The organism is Pseudomonas sp. AU11447 (genome assembly GCF_001672555.2).
GTDB lineage: Bacteria > Pseudomonadota > Gammaproteobacteria > Pseudomonadales > Pseudomonadaceae > Pseudomonas > Pseudomonas nitroreducens.
Genome location: NZ_LZDG02000017.1, coordinates 621,683 through 639,223, shown reverse-complemented (window position 1 = coordinate 639,223; position 17,541 = coordinate 621,683). Strand labels below are relative to the sequence as shown.

The following is a 17,541-nucleotide window of genomic DNA, read 5'->3' as shown; positions in this document are numbered from 1 at the left end:
CAGAGTTTGCACCTGCCGACCCAGCCGCCATAATGCCCGCCTTTAGAAAATTCGACCGGAAAGGACATCACGTGAGCCAGACCCTACTCGCAGCCCTGCAGAACCCCGCCCTCTTCCCCCATCCGGTCGACGGCTTCCGGGTCATCGAAACCCACATTTCCTGGGTGCTGCTCACTGGCTCCCATGTCTACAAGATCAAGAAGCCGGTGAACTTCGGCTTCCTCGACTTCACCGACCTCGCCAAGCGCAAGCACTTCTGCGAGGAAGAGCTGCGCCTGAACCAGCGTCTGACCGAAGGCCTGTACCTCGACGTCCTCGCCATTACCGGCAGCGAATCCGCCCCGCAAATTGGCGGCGACGGCCCGGCCATCGAATACATGATCCAGTGCCGCGAATTCCCACAGAGCCAGTTGCTCAGCGAAGTTCAGGCCCGCGGCGAACTGAGCGCCCAGCATATCGACGGCCTGGCCCATCAGATCGCCGACTTCCACCTGCGCACCCCGGTCGTCCCCACCGAGCACCCACTGGGCACGCCGGATGCCTGCATGGCGCCGGTGCGGCAGAACTTCGAACAGATCCGTCCGCTGCTCTCGGACAAAGCCGACCTGCTGCAACTGGATGCCCTGGAGGCCTGGGCGGAGTCCAGCTTCGAGCGCCTGCACGGCGTGTTCGAGCAGCGCAAGGCCAATGGCTTCATCCGCGAATGCCACGGCGACATCCATCTGGGTAACGCCGCGATCATCGACGGCAAGGTGGTGCTGTTCGACTGCATCGAGTTCAACGAGCCCTTCCGCTTCACCGATGTCACCGCCGACTACGCGTTCCTCGCCATGGACCTGGAAGACCGCGGCCTGAAGTGTCTGTCGCGACGCTTTGTCAGCCAGTACCTGGAATACACCGGTGACTACCAGTCGCTGGCCCTACTGAACTTCTACAAGGCCTACCGCGCCCTGGTCCGCGCCAAGATCGCGCTGTTCAGCCTGGCACACCAGACCGACGCCGTGCAGAAGGCCGCGACGCTGCGCCAGTATCGCAACTACGCCAACCTGGCGGAGAGCTACAGCGCCATTCCCTCGCGCTTCCTCGCAGTGACCGTCGGCGTTTCCGCCGTGGGCAAGAGCCAGGTCGCACTGCGGCTGGTAGAAGCGCTGGGCGCCATTCGCCTGCGTTCGGACGTGGAGCGCAAGCGCCTGTTCGGCGAACAGCAGGCTGATCAGCAAGGCCAACTGAAGGGCGGCATCTATGCTGGCGACGCCACCACCGCAACCTATCAGCGCCTCAATGAGCTGGCCGTGGATATCCTGCGTGCCGGCTACCCGGTCGTACTCGACGCCACTTTCCTCAAGCAGGAGCAACGTGCCGCTGCCTGGGAAATTGCCGAGGAAACCGGGGTGCCCTTCCTGATCCTCGACTGCCAGGCGCCGGAAGCGGTGATCAGCAGTTGGCTGACCCAGCGTCAGGCCGAGGGCAATGACCCCTCCGACGCGACCCTGGAAGTGATCCAGGCGCAGCAGGCCAGTCGCGACGCCCTCAGCGCCGAAGAGCAGCAACACAGCAAGCGCGTCGACACCCCCGACGCCGCCAGCCTCGACGCCCTGGTCGCCAGCATCCGCCAGCGCCTGCCGGGCCTCTGATCCACCGTTTGTCGGCCGGAATCACCGCCACGCGGTGACTCCGGCCGGTGGGCAGCGCCGCACGGCGCGCCCTGCCTGCGCCACATCGCCCTGCCCCGCTTTCAGGGCGATGTCACAACGCCACGCTTTTCTCATCCACCGCTACACTTTCCAGGGTGTGTCCGGCCGCTACGAGCAGTTCTCGGCCTTTTCAAGACCTGACACCCATCGTGCCCATCGCAAGGACCGACGATGAACGACGAACTGCTGCACCTGAAGAACCTCGGCAAGACCTCTGCCCAGTGGCTCCACGCCGTGGGCATCCACAACGCTGGCGACCTGCGCCGTCTGGGGGCGGTCGGCGCTTACCGGGCCGTGCGCGCCCGGGGCTTCCGTGCCTCCAAGGTGCTCCTTTACGCCATCGAGGGTGCCCTGCTCGATGTGCACTGGAACGACCTTCCTCCCGCGCACAAGGCAGCCCTTCTTGGCGAGCTTGAGACTTTTCCCGCACGTAACAAGAGCTAGCTCACAAGCTCTGTGGGAAAATGTTTACGCAAGGTGCCTGTCCGCTTATGGTCTCAGGGCCCTTCGTGCGCCCTCGACCGTCGCCATATCAAGGAATTACGGCCATGTACCTACTCGGTGAACAACCTGCCTACGCCGATCGACTGATCAATCGCCTGCAGGGCATTCCGGCGCAATTGCTCGCCGGCCTGGAACCCGCTGGCGAAGCCATCCGCCTGGAGCGATCCGACGACCTGGAAGGCGAGCTGCCCGGCAAGCATCTGTTCCTCATCGAGAATGGCCTGGTCCATGCGCTGGTGGATGAGCGCCCGCTGTTCTACCTGCAGGAAGGCGACCTGGTCGGCCTGCGCCAGGGTATCGAGCTGCCACCGTGCCGTTACGTCAGCGAAGAACCACTGTGCCTGATCCCCTATTCGCGCAGCGAAGTGTTCCGCCATATCCACAGCGACGAGCAGCGCCAGGAGCAGTTCCTGCACTACCTGATCGGCCACACCGCGCTGCTGTCCGACGCGCTGGCGCACCTCAAGCAACCGGAAATCCGCCCGGCCACCGGCTTCCAGCACTTCGCCGCCGGCGCGCAGCTGATCCAGCAGGGTGATGACGCCGAGCACGTGTTCATCATCATCGAAGGCCACGCCGAGGCCTTCGTCGATGGGCAGAAGGTCGGTGACGTGCAGAAGGACGAAATCTTCGGCGCCATGGCCGTGTTCACCCGCGAGAAGCGCAGCGCGTCGGTCATCGCCAGCGAGCCGTGCACCGTGATGGTGATCCCCAAGGACCAGTTCCTCAGCCTGATGCAGAGCAACCCGCGCATCGCCCACAGCCTCATCGAGGGCATGGCACGCCGCATCGACCTGCTGAACAAGGAAGTCACCCAGTTGCGCCTGCAGCGCCAACCGGACTGAGCCCCAGCCCTTTGAGAAAGCCCGGCCCAGCGCCGGGCTTTTTCGTTACCGCGGTAGGTAATTCGTCGATGAGAAAAAATCTGCAGAAAAGAGGTTGACTCTCAAATGATAATGATTATTATTGAGTCATCTGGTCGCGAGGCCAGATCGATAACCTCAAGAGACCACGCAGTCGGACTCTTCAGATTATCTCCTCATCAGGCTAATCACGGTTTCGACCCGGCACTTTGCCGGGTCTTTTTTTTGCCCCGGTTTTTACCTTTCCGCCCCACCGCCAGTCCGCAGAAAAAAACTTCGCATCAGTCGCAGAAAAGCTGTTGACTCTCAAATGATAATGGTTATTATTACAACCACTGGCTGCGAGGCCAGTTGGATAAGCTAGAGAGACCACGCAGTCGGACTCTTCAGATTATCTCCTCATCAGGCTAATCACGGTTTTAGACCCGGCACTTTGCCGGGTCTTTTTTTGCCCGCGATTTCTTGCTCTTCGGCCTGACGACGGGCCAATGAAAAACGGAGCCTTCCGGCTCCGTCGTGTGGCTCATAGGCTGCCGCGCATCTGCGCGCAGTAATCGGTGGGGGGCTGGGCCGGCGTATACCACAGGTAGTCCGCCTGGCCGGACTCCACGGGCTTGCCGACTTCCGCCAGCATCACCACCTTCAGCCCTTGCGCCGCGTTGATGTCCTTCAGGTGCAGCGGCACTCCCAGATCGCGCCGCGCATGAAAGCCGCCGGCGATCAGCACGGAGGGTTCGGGAGCTGCCTTGAAGCTTAAGGCCATGCGCCGGTCGCGCTGCTGCTGCACCGCCAGCATCGCCGAGTACTGGCTCTCGGGCAGCAGGCCACAGTGGGAAGCACGGATATCCTCCAGCAAGGCATCGCGCACCGACGCCGCCGTGGACGCCGAGCCTTGCAGCTGCGGCTTGGTCCGGTAGATGTTCATGATCTCGTCACGATCCAGGTTGGCCGCCAGTAGTGGCGCCGGCTGCTTCACCAGCCAGGTCACCAGCGGGCCGTATTGCGACCAGTCCCAGCCCGGCTGCCAGCGCAGCGCAGCGATCAGGTCGCTCGGCATGTCGCCCTTCGCGGCGGATGCCTGGGCGGCGCTGACGGCGTTCTGCTGCTCGGGACCGAGCATTTCCAGCAGCACGCTGCCACTCGCGCGGCGCTCGGCCAGGGCGCGCACCAGCCAGAGCTCAAGGGCATGGTGATCCGGATTGTCGTGCTGCTCACCAACGATTACCCGCGGTGCCGCTGCAAGTCGATCAAGCAGCTGCGCGGTGGAAAGCTGCTCGCCGCTGCGCAGATCGCGGATCACCCCCAGCTCGGCGCTGTCGCGCCCTTCCGGGCTTTGCCAGGCTGGCAGCGGCGGCGCAGTCACCTGGCCCTGGCAGGCAGCGAGCAACGCCAGCAGTGGGACGAGCAGGACCTTCTTCATGGCGACTCCTATCAGCGCGCGATGATCAGCGGATGGCCGCGCTCCGGGTGCTCCTGAACCAGCACGTCGAGGCCGAAGACCGTGCGCAGGGGTTCGGCCTGAAGCACCTCACGCGGCGTGCCGAACAGATGTGCACGCGTCTCGTGCAGCAGCAACAGGCGGTCACAGTAGCGCGCCGCAAGGTTCAGGTCGTGCAGGATGACCAGCACTGCCGCGCCGCGCCCGGCGAACTCTCGCACAGCCTGCAGCGTGGTGTGCTGATGCAACGGGTCGAGGGCGGACGTCGGTTCGTCCAGCAGCAGGATCTGCTCCTCTCCGCCCGGCCAGAGCTGCGCCAGCACCCGAGCCAGGTGCACGCGCTGGCGCTCGCCGCCGGACAGCGCCAGGTAGCTGCGCCCGGCAAGGTGCGAGGCATCCGCGGCGCGCATCGCTTCGCGGATGATCGTTTCGTCGCGCTGGCGGCCAGTGTCGTGAGGCAGCCGGCCGAAACCCACCACCGCCTCGACAGAAAAGGCGAAGTTCAGCGAAGACGATTGCGGCAGAACAGCCAGCCGCCGCGCGCGCTCGGGGCCCTGCCACGACTCCAGCGGGCGACCGTCGAGGCTCACCGCTCCGCTGGTAAGCGGCAATTCACCATTCAAGGCGCCGAGCAGCGTGCTCTTGCCCGCGCCGTTGGGGCCGAGCACACCGAGCACTTCGCCCGGCTGCAGCGCCACGCTCACATCCTGCAGGACGACCTGGGAGCCGCGATTCACCAGCAGCTTGTCTGCGCACAGCATCAGGAGCGCCCCCGGATCAGCAGGTAGAGGAAGAACGGCGCGCCGATCAGCGCGGTGACGATACCGATCGGGAGCTCCGCCGGCGCCAGCGCCAGGCGAGCGATCAGGTCGGCCAATAGTAGAAGGATCGCACCGCCGAACATCGATGCCGGCAGCAGCACGCGGTGATCCGGGCCGACGATCAGCCGCAGCAGGTGCGGCACGACCAGGCCGATGAAGCCGATCATCCCGGCCGCCGCCACCGCCGCGCCCACACCGAGGGCAGTGCAGAGGATCAGTTCGATTTTCAGTCGCTCGACGTCGAAGCCCAGGTGACGCGCCTCGGACTCACCCAGCAACAGCGCATTCAACGCATTCACCCGACGCGGTAACCAGCAGGCTACCAGCAACGTGATCAGCAGCAGTGGCCACAGACGCGGGTAGCTCGCGCCATTGAGGCTGCCGAGGTTCCAGAAGGTCAGCGTGCGCAGCGTGGCGTCGTCGGCGAGGTAGGTGAATAGCCCGATCAGCGCGCCGGCCAATGCCGTCAGCGCGATGCCGGCCAGCAACATGGTTGCCACACTGGTCTGGCCGTTGTGGCGACCCAGCCGATACACCAGCGCCGTCACCAGCAGGCCACCGACAAAGGCGCAGGCGGACAACAAATAAGGAGCAAAGACTTCCGGCAGCCCGCCGATGGAGGCGCCGAAGACGATGGCAATGGCGGCCCCCAGCGCGGCACCGCTGGAAACTCCGATCAGGCCGGGGTCGGCCAGCGGGTTGCGGAACAAGCCCTGCATCGCCACACCGGCCAGCGCCAGCACGCCGCCGGTGGCGATGCCCAGCAAGGTGCGCGGCAGGCGGATCTGCCCGACGATCAGTTCAGCCTGGCCGAGCCCGTCGACGGACACCGGCAGCCCGAGCATGTGCGCCAGCGCGCGCAGGGTATCGCCCAGCGGCAGGCTCACCGGCCCGAGGGCCAGTGAGAGCCAGACGACCAGCAGCAGGAGAAAACCGAGGAACAGGAACAACGGTCGAGCGGTAACGATCCGGGTCAAGGACGACTTTCCGTGTTCAGGGCCTGCGCGGAAGGATAAAAGGCCTGGGCGAGGCTAGCCAGCCCGTCGGGGATGCGCGGACCGAGGCCACCGACCAGCAGGGTCGGGTCGAGCACCAGCACGCGACCCTCGCGCACTGCGCTGGTCGCGGCAAGGCCGGGATTCTGCTGGGTCAATGCGGCGCGTGCCTTGTCGCCGTCCAGGGCGCGGTCGCTGAGCACCACCACCTGCGGGTTCAGCGCGGTGAGCGCCTCGGTGGAGAGCGTCTTGTAGCCGGTATGGGTCGCGAGGTTGCGGCCGCCAGCATGCTGGATCAGCCAGTCGCCGGAGGTGTCCTGCCCGGCCACCAGCAGGTTGCCGCCGGCATGCCCGACCAGCAGCACGACACCGGGAGCGGCCTGTGCGGCCTGGGCCTTCTTCACCCAGGCGTCCTGCGCGGCAAGGCGTGCATCGAAGTCCGACTCGACCCGCTTCGCCTTGTCCACCGCGCCGAGCAGTTCGCCCAGGCGCTGGATGGTGTCGTGCACGGTCTTTTCGTCAGCCTTGGCCGACAGTGTTTCGATCCGCACGCCAGCGGCACGCAATTGCTGCAGCACCGGCGGCGGGCCCATTTCCTCACTGCCCAGCAGAATATCCGGCTTCAGCGCCAGGATGCCTTCGGCGGCGAGCTGTCGCTGGTAGCCGATCTTCGGCAACGCCTGCAGCGAAGCCGGATGCAGGCTGGTGGTATCGACGCCGACCAGCTTGGCCTCGCCCCCCAGGGCAACCACCCATTCGCTGAGCGAACCACCAGCGCTCACCCAGCGCTGCGGCAGCGTATCGGCCAGCGCGCTGGTGGCCGTCAGGCAGAGGCCGGTGAGCAACCCGGCCAGCAGCGGACGGGCAATCATGGAAGCCTTCTTCATCGCGTCAGCCCTCAGAGTGCCGGGAAGGATTCGGCAAGTTCGCGCCAGCCCTGCAACTCCGGAACTCCCGGCTTGCGTGCGCCAAACACTTGCAGCACCAATTCGCCATGGGCATCGAAGGCTTCCCAGCTGGTGATCACGCCATCGCTGCTCGGCTTGCGCACGCGCCACAACTCGACCACGCCCGGCGTCTTCAGATGCAGGTTGAACAGCGGATCGAGGACGTTGAACCAGTTGTCCATCCACTTGAGGTTTTCCACGGTGCCGGTGTGGATCTGGATGCAGTGGGCGTTGCCGACGAAGAGCATGATCGGCAACTCGCTTGCACCGGCCGCTTCCAGCAGGCGCGGCAGCTCGGCAGTATCCAGCGGCTCGGCCCACTCGCGGCCAGCCAGGCGCAGCGCCTGGGTGCGCTGGACCTTGTGCTTCTTCAGCAAGGCGAAGAAATGGTGGGTGTCCTTCAGGGCCGCCCAGCCCTCACGCAAGGCAGCAACGTCGATTTCGCCGTCGGCCAGCGCAGCCGCCTTGGGCTCGAGCGGTACCAGCTCCAGATCGGCGCTCTGCTCAGCAGCAGTGAAGCTGCGCACCAACGGGTCCCAGGCGGCGAGGTCGCTCTGCTCGGTGAGGAACACCTTGTGCACGGCGGTGCCCTGGCGGTCGAAGACCTGAATGCTGCACTGGGTGCCGTGGGCGGTCTCCTCGCTGACGGCGAAGGCGCTGGCCCAGCCGCCGAGGAACAGGCGCAGGTCGATGTCCGGGGAGACCACCAGGCCCATCTGGCCATTGACGGAAACGGTCACGTCGCGGTACGGCCCCCTGCGCTCGTGCACACAATGCTCGTTGCGGGTCAGCGCCATGATCTGCCCCAACTCGCCCAGTGCCGGCAGCAGCTCGGCCCAGTCGGTGCGCAGGCGCACGGCGTCTACGCCCAGGCGGCTGGCCGTCAGCTCGGCTTCGCTCACGGCCAGGTGGTGCGCCGCATCGCGGGCGCGCAGGCGCGGTTTCTCGGCGCGCAGCGCTTGCCAGGCGCGGTACAGCTCTGAGGCCGGCGCAGTCAGGGTCGTCATTGCAGAGTTCCTCGTTCGAAAGGTGGCCTGCCGCGGTGCGGCAGCATGGACGAACCTTGCCACAGGAAAATTAGGAAATCTATTTGATAATTATTTGCATTAGATTGCAGAGAGGCTTAAGGTCGGCGCCGATTTCGCCGGGCTCCCGGCGAGCACCGACTTCAGCACACGGAAGTGCACCCTCTTCCGGTCCTGCCATCCACGCGCGGATAATGGCCGCCCTGATGGAGACCGTGTCGAATGATCCTGCTCTGCGCCCCGCATGACCTGGCCGAAGGCCAGAGCCGGGGCTTCAAGGCCGCCGGCCTGAACCTCTTCGCCGTGCGCCGCGAAGGCCGCGTGTACGCCTACCGCAACCGCTGCCCGCACCGGGAAATTCCCCTGGGCTACGACGCCGAGAACGTTCTCGATGCCAGCGGCCGCCTGCTGCAATGCGGCCATCATGGTGCGCTGTTCCTGATCGAGACCGGCGAGTGCATCCAGGGGCCGTGCCTGGGGGATGTTCTGCAAGCGCTGCCCTGCCGGGAGGATGAACAGGGGATCTGGCTGGACGAAAGCGACCAAGGATAGGAACGGTTCCGGGCCGGTTCGCGAGCAAGCCCAACACCAGAGCAACAGCCGAGCGACTAGAGCAACACCCTCAGCGGCCGGTCCAGAAACATCTCCTGGGTATCAATCCGCGCCCCATACGCCAGCACTTCCACTCCGGCAGTACGCGCCTCGGCCAGCGCCGCCGCATAGGCCGGATCGATCTCCTTCGCCGGGCGCACCGCTTCGATCTCCGACAGGTTCACCGCATACAGCAGCACCGCGCGCATACCGTCGCGCGCCAGCGCCGCCAGTTCGCGCAGGTGCTTGGCGCCGCGCTGGGTAACGGTGTCGGGGAAGGCGGCGACGGTGGTGTCGTCGAAGCCCAGGGTCACGCTCTTCACCTCCACGAACACCGGCTTGCCGGCGTACATCAGGCGGAAGTCCGCGCGGCTGTTTTCCTGTCCGTAGGCAACCTCGCGGCGCAGCTCATCGAAGCCGGCCAACTCGGTCACCGTACCGGCCAGCAGCGCCTCTTCCACCAGCCGATTGGCACGCCCGGTGTTAACGCAAGCCAGGCGCCCCTGCGGCGTCTCCACCAGTTCCCAGGTACCGGGCAGCTTGCGCTTGGGATCATCGGAGCGGCTGAACCAGACGCGGCAACCTTCGCTCATGCAGTTGATCATCGAGCCGGTGTTCGGGCAGTGGATGGTGAGCAACTCGCCGCTGGCGGTCTCGATGTCCGCCAGGAAGCGCTTGTAGCGTTTGATCAGGCGCGCCTCTTCCAGCGCCGGCTCGAAGCGCATCAGGGACGCCAGGTCTTGAGGCCGCGGGCAATGCGTTCCACCGCCTGCTGCAGGCGCTCGACGCTCTGCGTATAGGCGAAACGCACATGGTGCGACGCCTGGTAACGCCCGAAGTCGACGCCAGGCGTGAAGGCCACGTGCTCGGTCTCGATGAAGTGCTGACAGAAGGCGAAGGCGTCACCGCCGAAGGCGCTGATGTCCGCGTACAGATAGAAGGCACCTTCCGGTTCCACGGCGATGCCGAAACCCAGCTCGCGCAATGCCGGCAGCAGGTAGTCACGGCGGCGGCGGAACTCTTCGCGGCGTTCCTCGAGGATGGCCAGGGTGGCCGGCTCGAAGCAGGCCAGCGCGGCGTGCTGGGCCATGCTCGGCGCGCTGATGTAGAGGTTCTGCGCCAGCTTCTCCAGCTCCCCCACTGCATCCGGCGGTGCCACCAGCCAGCCCAGGCGCCAGCCGGTCATGCCGAAATATTTGGAGAAACTGTTGAGGACGAAGGCGTCGTCATCCACCTGCAGGACGCTGGACGCGTCGATGCCGTAGGTCAGGCCGTGGTAGATCTCGTCCACCACCAGATGGCCGCCGCGCGCCTTGAGCGTGGACGACAGCGCGGCGAGTTCATCCTTGTGCAACAGGGTGCCCGTAGGATTCGCCGGCGATGCGGCCAGAGCGCCTACACTGTCCTGATCCCAGTGCCGTGCGACGAGCTCCGGGGTGAGCTGGTAACGGCTCTCCGGGCCGACCGGCACCAGTTGCGCGGCGCCTTCCACCAGGCGCAGGAAATGGCGATTGCATGGGTACCCCGGATCGGCCAGCAACCAGTGCTTGCCCGGATCCACCAGCAGGCTGCTGGCAAGCAACAGGGCGCCGGAGCCGCCGGGCGTGACGAGGATGCGCTGCGGGTCGATCGACAGGCCGTAGCGCTGGGCGTAGAAGCCGGCAATGGCTTCGCGCAGAGCCGGCAGGCCACGTGCGGCGGTATAGCGCGTGTGACCATTTGCCAGGGCCTGCTGCCCGGCCTCGACGATGGGCGCCGCGGTAGTGAAGTCCGGCTCGCCGATTTCCAGGTGGATGACGTCGTGGCCCGCGGCCTGCAGCTCGTTGGCCCGCGCCAGCAGCGCCATGACGTGGAAGGGTTCGATGGCGCGACTGCGCGCACTGAAGGTGGTGGCCATGCAATATTCCGAACTTTGCGACAGAGCCAGGATTCTAACAGGCCACTGATGAATACTGGGCAGCCGCGCACAGACAGCGCGGCGCCTGGGAACTTGCAGGCTACGTCTGGCAAACACCAGCGATCCTGCAAAGGTTTGCCGAGAAACCCGCTGGTCGTGACCAGTGGGTCGGCAAGCTGGCGGTCAGGTATGTGCGGGCACTGCCAGCCTCGACAACCGGGAGTAGCGTCCCCGTTATCGTTCTGGTAAGTTCGCCCGCTGCGAGCGCGGGGCCGGCGGTGCCGGAGAGGGACCATCCGCGAGAGGATTAGCGAGAGTGAGAGGCGGTCATCCATGCCCACCAAAGCAAAACAACAGAGCAGCCAACTGATTCGTGGCTTCGAGCCCTACCAGGAAACCAAGGGCGAGGAGTACATGAGCGATCGCATGCGCGCGCACTTCACCTCCATCCTCAACAAATGGAAAGTTGAGCTGATGGAAGAAGTGGACCGCACTGTGCACCACATGCAGGACGAAGCGGCCAACTTCCCGGACCCGGCCGACCGTGCCAGCCAGGAAGAAGAGTTCAGCCTCGAGCTGCGCGCCCGCGACCGCGAGCGCAAGCTGATCAAGAAGATCGACGAGACCCTGCAACTGATCGAAGACAACGACTACGGCTGGTGCGATTCCTGCGGCGTCGAGATCGGCATCCGCCGTCTGGAAGCCCGCCCCACCGCCACCCTGTGCATCGACTGCAAGACCCTGGCGGAAATCAAGGAAAAGCAGCTGGGCTCCTGAGCCTGGTTGATCCCGAACGGGGCGCTGCGGCGCCCCGTTTCGTTTCTGCTTCCATCTGAAGAGCCGCCATGCCCGCCACCCAGTACATCGGACGCTTCGCCCCCACGCCCAGCGGCTACCTGCACTTCGGCTCGCTGGTGGCCGCTGTCGCTTCCTACCTGGATGCGCGCTCGGTGGGCGGAAAGTGGCTGGTGCGCATGGAAGACCTCGACCCGCCACGGGAAATGCCCGGTGCCCAGGCGGCCATCCTGGAAACCCTGAAACGCTACGGCTTCGAGTGGGACGGCCCGGTGGAGCGCCAGAGCGACCGCCACGCAGCCTACTCCGCGCAAGTCGAACAATGGCTGCGCAGCGGCCTGGCCTACGCCTGCACCTGCTCGCGCAAGCAACTCGAAGGCAGCAACGGCATCTATCCCGGCACCTGCCGCGACGCCCAGCATGACTGGCACGGCGACGTCGCCATCCGCATCCGCGTGCCGGAACTGGACTATCGCTTCACCGACCGCCTGCAGGGCGAATTCCACCAGCATCTGGGCCGCGAAGTGGGTGACTTCATCATCCGCCGCCGCGACGGGCTGTTCGCCTATCAACTGGCGGTGGTGCTGGACGATGCCTGGCAGGGTGTCACCGACATCGTCCGCGGCGCCGACCTGCTGGACAACACCTCGCGCCAGCTCTATCTGCAGGAACTGCTGGGCATCGCCGCGCCGCGCTACCTGCACGTCCCGCTGATCATCCAGCCCGACGGCCACAAGTTGGGCAAATCCTATCGCTCACCGCCGCTGGAGGCCGAACAGGCTGCCCCGCTGCTGGTGCGCGCGCTGAAGGCGCTGGGTCAGAATCCGCCCGCGGGGCTGGCGCAAAGCGCGCCGGGTGATGTCCTCACCTGGGGCATCAGGCATTGGAATGCCGAAGCCATCCCCCATAGCCTGACGCTGGAAGACGCGCAGCTCTAGACTGGTAAACAGCAGCGGCTCTTCGCAGGACCGAGTGGGGCGCCTAGCCCTTGCTCGCGAACCCGAATCCCGCTGCGGGGGCTTGTTCGCGAGCCTGCTCGCTCCCACAAGGTCTGCCGCCCCTTCGGCAAGAGCCGGGCCGGCTTGCCGGCGACTGTGCGCACAGGTAGCCTGCCCGCCGAACCAAGAGAGAGACGACATGTACATCTACCGACTGGTGTTGCTCCTGGTCGTGGGCATCTACCTGTTCTCACCGGCCATCATGGACTGGTGGATCGATCCCCACGGCGCCTGGTACCGCCCGTATCTGCTGTGGCTGATCCTGATCGTCGTCACCTTCATCCTGCAGAGCCAGCGCGATGCTGACGAGCTTTAGCCTCACCCAGCTGATCCTGATCAGCGCCGCTTACCTGATGGTCCTTTTCGGTGTCGCCTGGATCACCGAGCGCGGCTTCATCCCGCGCCGGCTGGTGCGCCACCCGTTGATCTACACCCTGTCGCTGGGCGTGTATGCCAGCGCGTGGGCGTTCTATGGCACGGTCGGGCTGGCCTACCAGTACGGCTACGGCTTCCTGGCGATCTACCTGGGCGTTTCCGGAGCCTTCCTGCTTGCCCCGGTGCTGCTCTATCCGATCCTGCGCATCACGCGGGCGTACCAGCTGTCCTCGCTGGCCGACCTGTTCGCCTTCCGCTTCCGCAGCACCTGGGCCGGCGCGCTGACCACACTGTTCATGCTGATCGGCGTGCTGCCGATGCTGGCCTTGCAGATCCAGGCGGTCACCGACTCGATCAGCATCCTCACCCGCGAGTCGGAGCCCAACCGCGCGGCGCTGGCGTTCTGCGCGCTGATCACGCTGTTCGCCATTCTCTTCGGCGCGCGCCATATCGCCACCCGCGAGCGCCACGAAGGGCTGGTGATGGCGATCGCCTTCGAGTCGCTGGTAAAGCTGGTGGCGCTCTGCTCCATCGGCCTGTTCGCGCTGTATGGCGTATTCGGCGGCCCCGACGGCCTGGAAGTCTGGCTGCTGCAGAACCAGGAAGCGCTGAGCACCCTGCACACGCCACTCGCCGAAGGCCCGTGGCGCACGCTGCTGCTGGTGTTCTTCGCCGCGGCCATCGTGATGCCGCACATGTTCCACATGACCTTCACCGAGAACCTCAACCCGCGCTCGCTGCTCAGCGCCAGCTGGGGATTGCCGCTGTTCCTGCTGCCGATGAGCCTGGCAGTGCCGCCGATCCTCTGGGCCGGCCTGCACCTGGGCGCCTCGACCAACCCGGAGTACTTCACTCTCGGCCTGGGCATCTCGGTGGACAGCCCGGCGCTGGCGCTGACCGCCTTCATCGGCGGCATCTCCGCCGCCAGCGGCCTGATTATCGTGATGACCCTGGCGCTCTCGGGCATGGTGCTCAACCACCTGGTGCTGCCGCTCTACCAGCCTCCAGCCGAGGGCAACATCTACCGCTGGCTGAAATGGACACGCCGCGCCCTGATCGCCGCGATCATCATGGCCGGCTATGCCTTCTACTTGCTGCTGGGCGCCGAGCAGGACCTGTCCAACCTCGGCATCGTCTCCTTCGTCGCCACCCTGCAGTTCCTCCCCGGCGCCCTGGCCGTGCTCTACTGGCCGACCGCCAACCGCCGCGGCTTCATTGCCGGCCTGGTGGCGGGAATGCTGGTGTGGGGCGCGACCATGCTCACCCCGCTGGTCGCGAACATGCAGAGCATCTATCTGCCGCTGTTCAACTCGCTCTACGTACTGGACGACACCACCTGGCACCTTGCGGCGCTCGCCTCGCTGGCCGCCAACGTGCTGGTGTTCACCCTGGTTTCGCTGTTCACCGAAGCCAGCGATGAAGAGAAGGGCGCCGCCGAAGCCTGCGCCGTGGACAATGTCCGCCGCCCGCAGCGCCGCGAGCTGATCGCCGTCTCCCCGCAGGAGTTCGCCAGCCAGCTGGCCAAACCGTTGGGCGCAAAGACTGCACAGCGCGAGGTGGAGCAGGCCCTGCGCGACCTGCACCTGCCCTTCGACGAGCGCCGCCCCTATGCCCTGCGCCGTCTGCGCGACCGCATCGAAGCGAACCTTTCCGGCCTGATGGGCCCGAGCGTGGCGCAGGACATGGTGGAAACCTTCCTGCCCTACAAGGCCAGCAGCGAAGCCTATGTCACCGAGGACATCCACTTCATCGAGAGCCGCCTGGAGGATTACCACTCCCGGCTCACCGGCCTGGCCGCCGAACTCGACACCCTGCGCCGCTACCACCGCCAGACCCTGCAGGACCTGCCCATGGGCGTCTGCTCGCTGGCCAAGGACCAGGAAATCCTCATGTGGAACCGCGCCATCGAGGACCTCACCGGCGTCAGCGCGCAACGCGTGGTCGGCTCCCGCCTGGCCGCCCTGCCCGACCCGTGGCGCGGCCTGCTGGAAGGCTTCATCGATGCGCCCGACGAACACCTGCACAAGCAGCGTCTGTCCATCGAAGGCCAGACCCGCTGGCTGAACCTGCACAAGGCGGCGATCGAGGAACCGCTCGCGCCCGGTAACAGCGGCCTGGTACTGCTGGTGGAAGACCTCACCGAAACCCAGTCCCTGGAAGACAAACTGATCCACTCCGAGCGCCTGGCTTCCATCGGCCGCCTGGCCGCCGGTGTGGCCCACGAGATCGGCAACCCCATCACCGGCATCGCCTGCCTGGCGCAGAACCTGCGGGAAGAGCGCGAGGGCGATAGCGAACTGACCGAGATCAGCGGGCAGATCCTCGAGCAGACCAAGCGCGTCTCGCGCATCGTGCAGTCACTGATGAGCTTCGCCCACGCCGGCGGCAAACAGGTTGCGGCCGAGCCGGTATGCCTGGCGGACGTCGCCCAGGAAGCCATCGGCCTGCTCTCGCTGAACAAGCGCAGTGTCGATGTGCAGTTCTTCAACCTGTGCGACCCGGAACACTGGGTGGAAGGCGACTCTCAGCGCCTCGCGCAGGTGCTGATCAACCTGCTCTCCAACGCTCGTGATGCCTCGCCGCCCAACGGCGCGATCCGCGTGCGCAGCGAAGCCTCCGAGCAAACCGTCGACCTGATCGTCGAGGACGAAGGCAGCGGCATACCCAAATCGATCATCGACCGCCTGTTCGAGCCGTTCTTCACCACCAAGGACCCGGGCAAAGGAACCGGCCTGGGCCTCGCGCTGGTCTATTCGATCGTGGAAGAGCATTATGGGCAAATCACCATAGACAGCCCGGCAGACCCGGAACGCGAATGCGGTACCCGCATCAGCGTCACCTTGCCGCGGCATCCTGGCCCGACGGCCGAGCAGTAAACGAGCACGTCGAGAGAGCTGAATACATGGCACATATCCTCATCGTCGAAGACGAAACCATCATCCGTTCCGCCCTGCGACGGTTGCTCGAGCGGAACCAGTACCAGGTCAGCGAGGCTGGCTCGGTGCAGGAGGCACAGGAGCGCTACAGCATCCCGTCGTTCGACATGATCGTCAGCGACCTGCGCCTGCCCGGCGCCCCCGGCACCGAACTGATCAAGCTGGCTCAGGGCACCCCGGTGCTGATCATGACCAGCTACGCCAGTCTGCGCTCGGCGGTGGACTCGATGAAGATGGGCGCGGTGGACTACATCGCCAAGCCGTTCGACCACGACGAGATGCTCCAGGCTGTGGCGCGCATCCTCAAGGATCGCCAGGAGAACCGTAACGCTCCCGCCGAAACCCGCGGTAACGCCAAGGCCGCCGAGCGTAGCAGCGGTAACACCGCCGCCGCGGATGGCGATATCGGCATCATCGGCTCCTGCCCGCCCATGCAGGAGCTCTACACCAAGATCCGCAAGGTCGCGCCGACTGATTCCAACGTGCTGATCCAGGGCGAGTCCGGTACCGGCAAGGAACTGGTCGCCCGTGCGCTGCACAACCTGTCCAAGCGCACCAAGGCGCCGCTGATCTCGGTGAACTGCGCCGCGATCCCGGAAACCCTGATCGAATCCGAACTGTTCGGCCACGAGAAAGGCGCATTCACCGGCGCCAGCGCGGGCCGTGCGGGCCTGGTGGAAGCCGCCGACGGCGGCACCCTGTTCCTCGACGAGATCGGCGAACTGCCGCTGGAAGCCCAGGCGCGCCTGCTGCGCGTGTTGCAGGAAGGCGAGATCCGCCGGGTCGGCTCGGTGCAGTCGCAGAAGGTCGACGTCCGCCTGATCGCTGCCACCCACCGCGACCTGAAAATGCTGGCCAAGACCGGCCAGTTCCGCGAAGACCTCTATTACCGCCTGCACGTGATCTCGCTGAAGCTGCCGCCCCTGCGCGAGCGCGGAGCCGACGTCATGGAAATCGCTCGCTCCTTCCTGGCGCGCCAGTGCTCCCAGATGGGGCGCCCGGCGCTGACCTTCTCTCACGAAGCCGAACAGGCCATCCGTCACTACCCGTGGCCGGGTAACGCGCGCGAACTGGAGAACGCCATCGAGCGCGCTGTGATCCTCAGCGAAAGCCAGGAAATCCCTGCCGACCTGCTGGGCATCGACATCGAGCTGGACGATCTGGAAGACGACTTCGGCGATGACGGCGACCTGCGCCCGACCAACGGCAGCGCCAGCAATCACGAGCCCACCGAGGATCTGTCGCTGGAGGACTACTTCCAGCACTTCGTCCTCGAACACCAGGACCACATGACCGAGACCGAGCTGGCCCGCAAACTGGGCATCAGCCGCAAATGCCTGTGGGAACGTCGCCAGCGCCTGGGCATCCCACGCCGCAAATCGGGTGCTGCGGCGGACTCGTAACAGGTCACCACACTGTTACCGGAGACATGCTCCGTAACAAAGCCGGGTTCATCGGTAACGGAAACCCGGCTTTTTTGTGCCTGTCGTTCGGAGGTGAATCCTCGCAAACCCTTGAAAAATAAGGATTCGCAAAAGTTGGCACGGCATCTGCTTTGTTATTGGTACAACAACAATAACAAGCACGACCACTCAAAATAAGAACAAGACGAAACGACTCCAGCACAACAAAAACAAAATCGCGGAGGCGCAGCTAACTGAT

Annotated in this window: 16 protein-coding genes; 9 read left to right on the top strand and 7 right to left on the bottom strand. The window is 65.4% G+C overall.

The features are described from left to right. The first annotated feature begins 71 nt into the window (after nucleotides 1-71). From A6723_RS03560 to A6723_RS03550, 3 genes are all read left to right on the top strand, one after another. Complete coding sequence (locus tag A6723_RS03560) at nucleotides 72-1,634, top strand: bifunctional aminoglycoside phosphotransferase/ATP-binding protein (protein WP_054910809.1); 1,563 nt, start codon at nucleotides 72-74, stop codon at nucleotides 1,632-1,634. A gap of 231 nt (nucleotides 1,635-1,865) precedes the next feature. Beyond that, a complete protein-coding gene (locus A6723_RS03555) occupies nucleotides 1,866-2,138 on the top strand; it encodes a TfoX/Sxy family protein (protein WP_024767178.1) in 273 nt (90 codons plus the stop codon). Between the two features lie 104 nt (nucleotides 2,139-2,242). Next, nucleotides 2,243-3,043: a cyclic nucleotide-binding domain-containing protein gene (locus A6723_RS03550; RefSeq protein ID WP_054910808.1), complete on the top strand. Its 801-nt coding sequence runs from the start codon at nucleotides 2,243-2,245 to the stop codon at nucleotides 3,041-3,043. A 541-nt stretch (nucleotides 3,044-3,584) separates the two neighbouring features. On the opposite strand, the gene A6723_RS03545 is transcribed toward A6723_RS03550, so the two are convergent. The 5 genes from A6723_RS03545 to A6723_RS03525 are packed head-to-tail and all read right to left on the bottom strand — an operon-like array spanning nucleotide 3,585 to nucleotide 8,269. Next, complete coding sequence (locus A6723_RS03545; RefSeq protein ID WP_054910807.1) at nucleotides 3,585-4,481, bottom strand: ChaN family lipoprotein; 897 nt, start codon at nucleotides 4,479-4,481, stop codon at nucleotides 3,585-3,587. Between the two features lie 11 nt (nucleotides 4,482-4,492). Further along, nucleotides 4,493-5,260: a heme ABC transporter ATP-binding protein gene (locus tag A6723_RS03540; protein WP_054910806.1), complete on the bottom strand. Its 768-nt coding sequence runs from the start codon at nucleotides 5,258-5,260 to the stop codon at nucleotides 4,493-4,495. Next, entirely contained in the window at nucleotides 5,260-6,243 is a 984-nt protein-coding gene (locus tag A6723_RS03535; protein ID WP_139092889.1) for an iron ABC transporter permease, read from the bottom strand. The genes A6723_RS03540 and A6723_RS03535 overlap by 1 nt, the downstream gene beginning before the upstream one ends. Before the next feature lie 50 nt (nucleotides 6,244-6,293). Further along, nucleotides 6,294-7,187, bottom strand: coding sequence for a hemin ABC transporter substrate-binding protein (locus A6723_RS03530; protein ID WP_054910805.1), 894 nt, complete (start codon nucleotides 7,185-7,187; stop codon nucleotides 6,294-6,296). 26 nt (nucleotides 7,188-7,213) lie between these two features. Further along, nucleotides 7,214-8,269, bottom strand: a complete 1,056-nt coding sequence (locus A6723_RS03525) for a hemin-degrading factor (protein WP_054910804.1) — start codon at nucleotides 8,267-8,269, stop codon at nucleotides 7,214-7,216. A 240-nt stretch (nucleotides 8,270-8,509) separates the two neighbouring features. Here A6723_RS03525 and A6723_RS03520 point away from each other — a divergent pair, with 240 nt between their 5' ends. Beyond that, nucleotides 8,510-8,839: a Rieske 2Fe-2S domain-containing protein gene (locus A6723_RS03520; RefSeq protein WP_054910803.1), complete on the top strand. Its 330-nt coding sequence runs from the start codon at nucleotides 8,510-8,512 to the stop codon at nucleotides 8,837-8,839. A 56-nt stretch (nucleotides 8,840-8,895) separates the two neighbouring features. On the opposite strand, the gene sfsA is transcribed toward A6723_RS03520, so the two are convergent. Both sfsA and A6723_RS03510 read right to left on the bottom strand, forming a co-directional pair. Beyond that, complete coding sequence (gene sfsA / locus A6723_RS03515; RefSeq protein WP_054910802.1) at nucleotides 8,896-9,603, bottom strand: DNA/RNA nuclease SfsA; 708 nt, start codon at nucleotides 9,601-9,603, stop codon at nucleotides 8,896-8,898. Further along, nucleotides 9,603-10,775, bottom strand: a complete 1,173-nt coding sequence (locus A6723_RS03510) for a pyridoxal phosphate-dependent aminotransferase (protein ID WP_054910801.1) — start codon at nucleotides 10,773-10,775, stop codon at nucleotides 9,603-9,605. The genes sfsA and A6723_RS03510 overlap by 1 nt, the downstream gene beginning before the upstream one ends. A gap of 333 nt (nucleotides 10,776-11,108) precedes the next feature. Here A6723_RS03510 and dksA point away from each other — a divergent pair, with 333 nt between their 5' ends. The 5 genes from dksA to A6723_RS03490 all read left to right on the top strand — a co-directional run bounded on the left by dksA (nucleotide 11,109) and on the right by A6723_RS03490 (nucleotide 17,282). Continuing rightward, the gene (gene dksA / locus A6723_RS03505) at nucleotides 11,109-11,552 is read left to right on the top strand and encodes an RNA polymerase-binding protein DksA (protein WP_015478905.1); all 444 of its coding nucleotides are present in this window, start codon (nucleotides 11,109-11,111) and stop codon (nucleotides 11,550-11,552) included. Nucleotides 11,553-11,620: 68 nt separating this feature from the next. Beyond that, the gene (gluQRS, locus tag A6723_RS03500; RefSeq protein ID WP_054910800.1) at nucleotides 11,621-12,508 is read left to right on the top strand and encodes a tRNA glutamyl-Q(34) synthetase GluQRS; all 888 of its coding nucleotides are present in this window, start codon (nucleotides 11,621-11,623) and stop codon (nucleotides 12,506-12,508) included. Nucleotides 12,509-12,707: 199 nt separating this feature from the next. After that, on the top strand, nucleotides 12,708-12,884 hold the full coding sequence (locus A6723_RS31610; RefSeq protein WP_015478907.1) for a hypothetical protein: 177 nt from the start codon (nucleotides 12,708-12,710) through the stop codon (nucleotides 12,882-12,884). Further along, entirely contained in the window at nucleotides 12,868-15,819 is a 2,952-nt protein-coding gene (locus A6723_RS03495; protein WP_054910799.1) for a sensor histidine kinase, read from the top strand. The genes A6723_RS31610 and A6723_RS03495 overlap by 17 nt, the downstream gene beginning before the upstream one ends. 26 nt (nucleotides 15,820-15,845) lie before the next feature. After that, nucleotides 15,846-17,282: a sigma-54 dependent transcriptional regulator gene (locus A6723_RS03490; RefSeq protein ID WP_054910798.1), complete on the top strand. Its 1,437-nt coding sequence runs from the start codon at nucleotides 15,846-15,848 to the stop codon at nucleotides 17,280-17,282. Nucleotides 17,283-17,541: the final 259 nt, after the last annotated feature.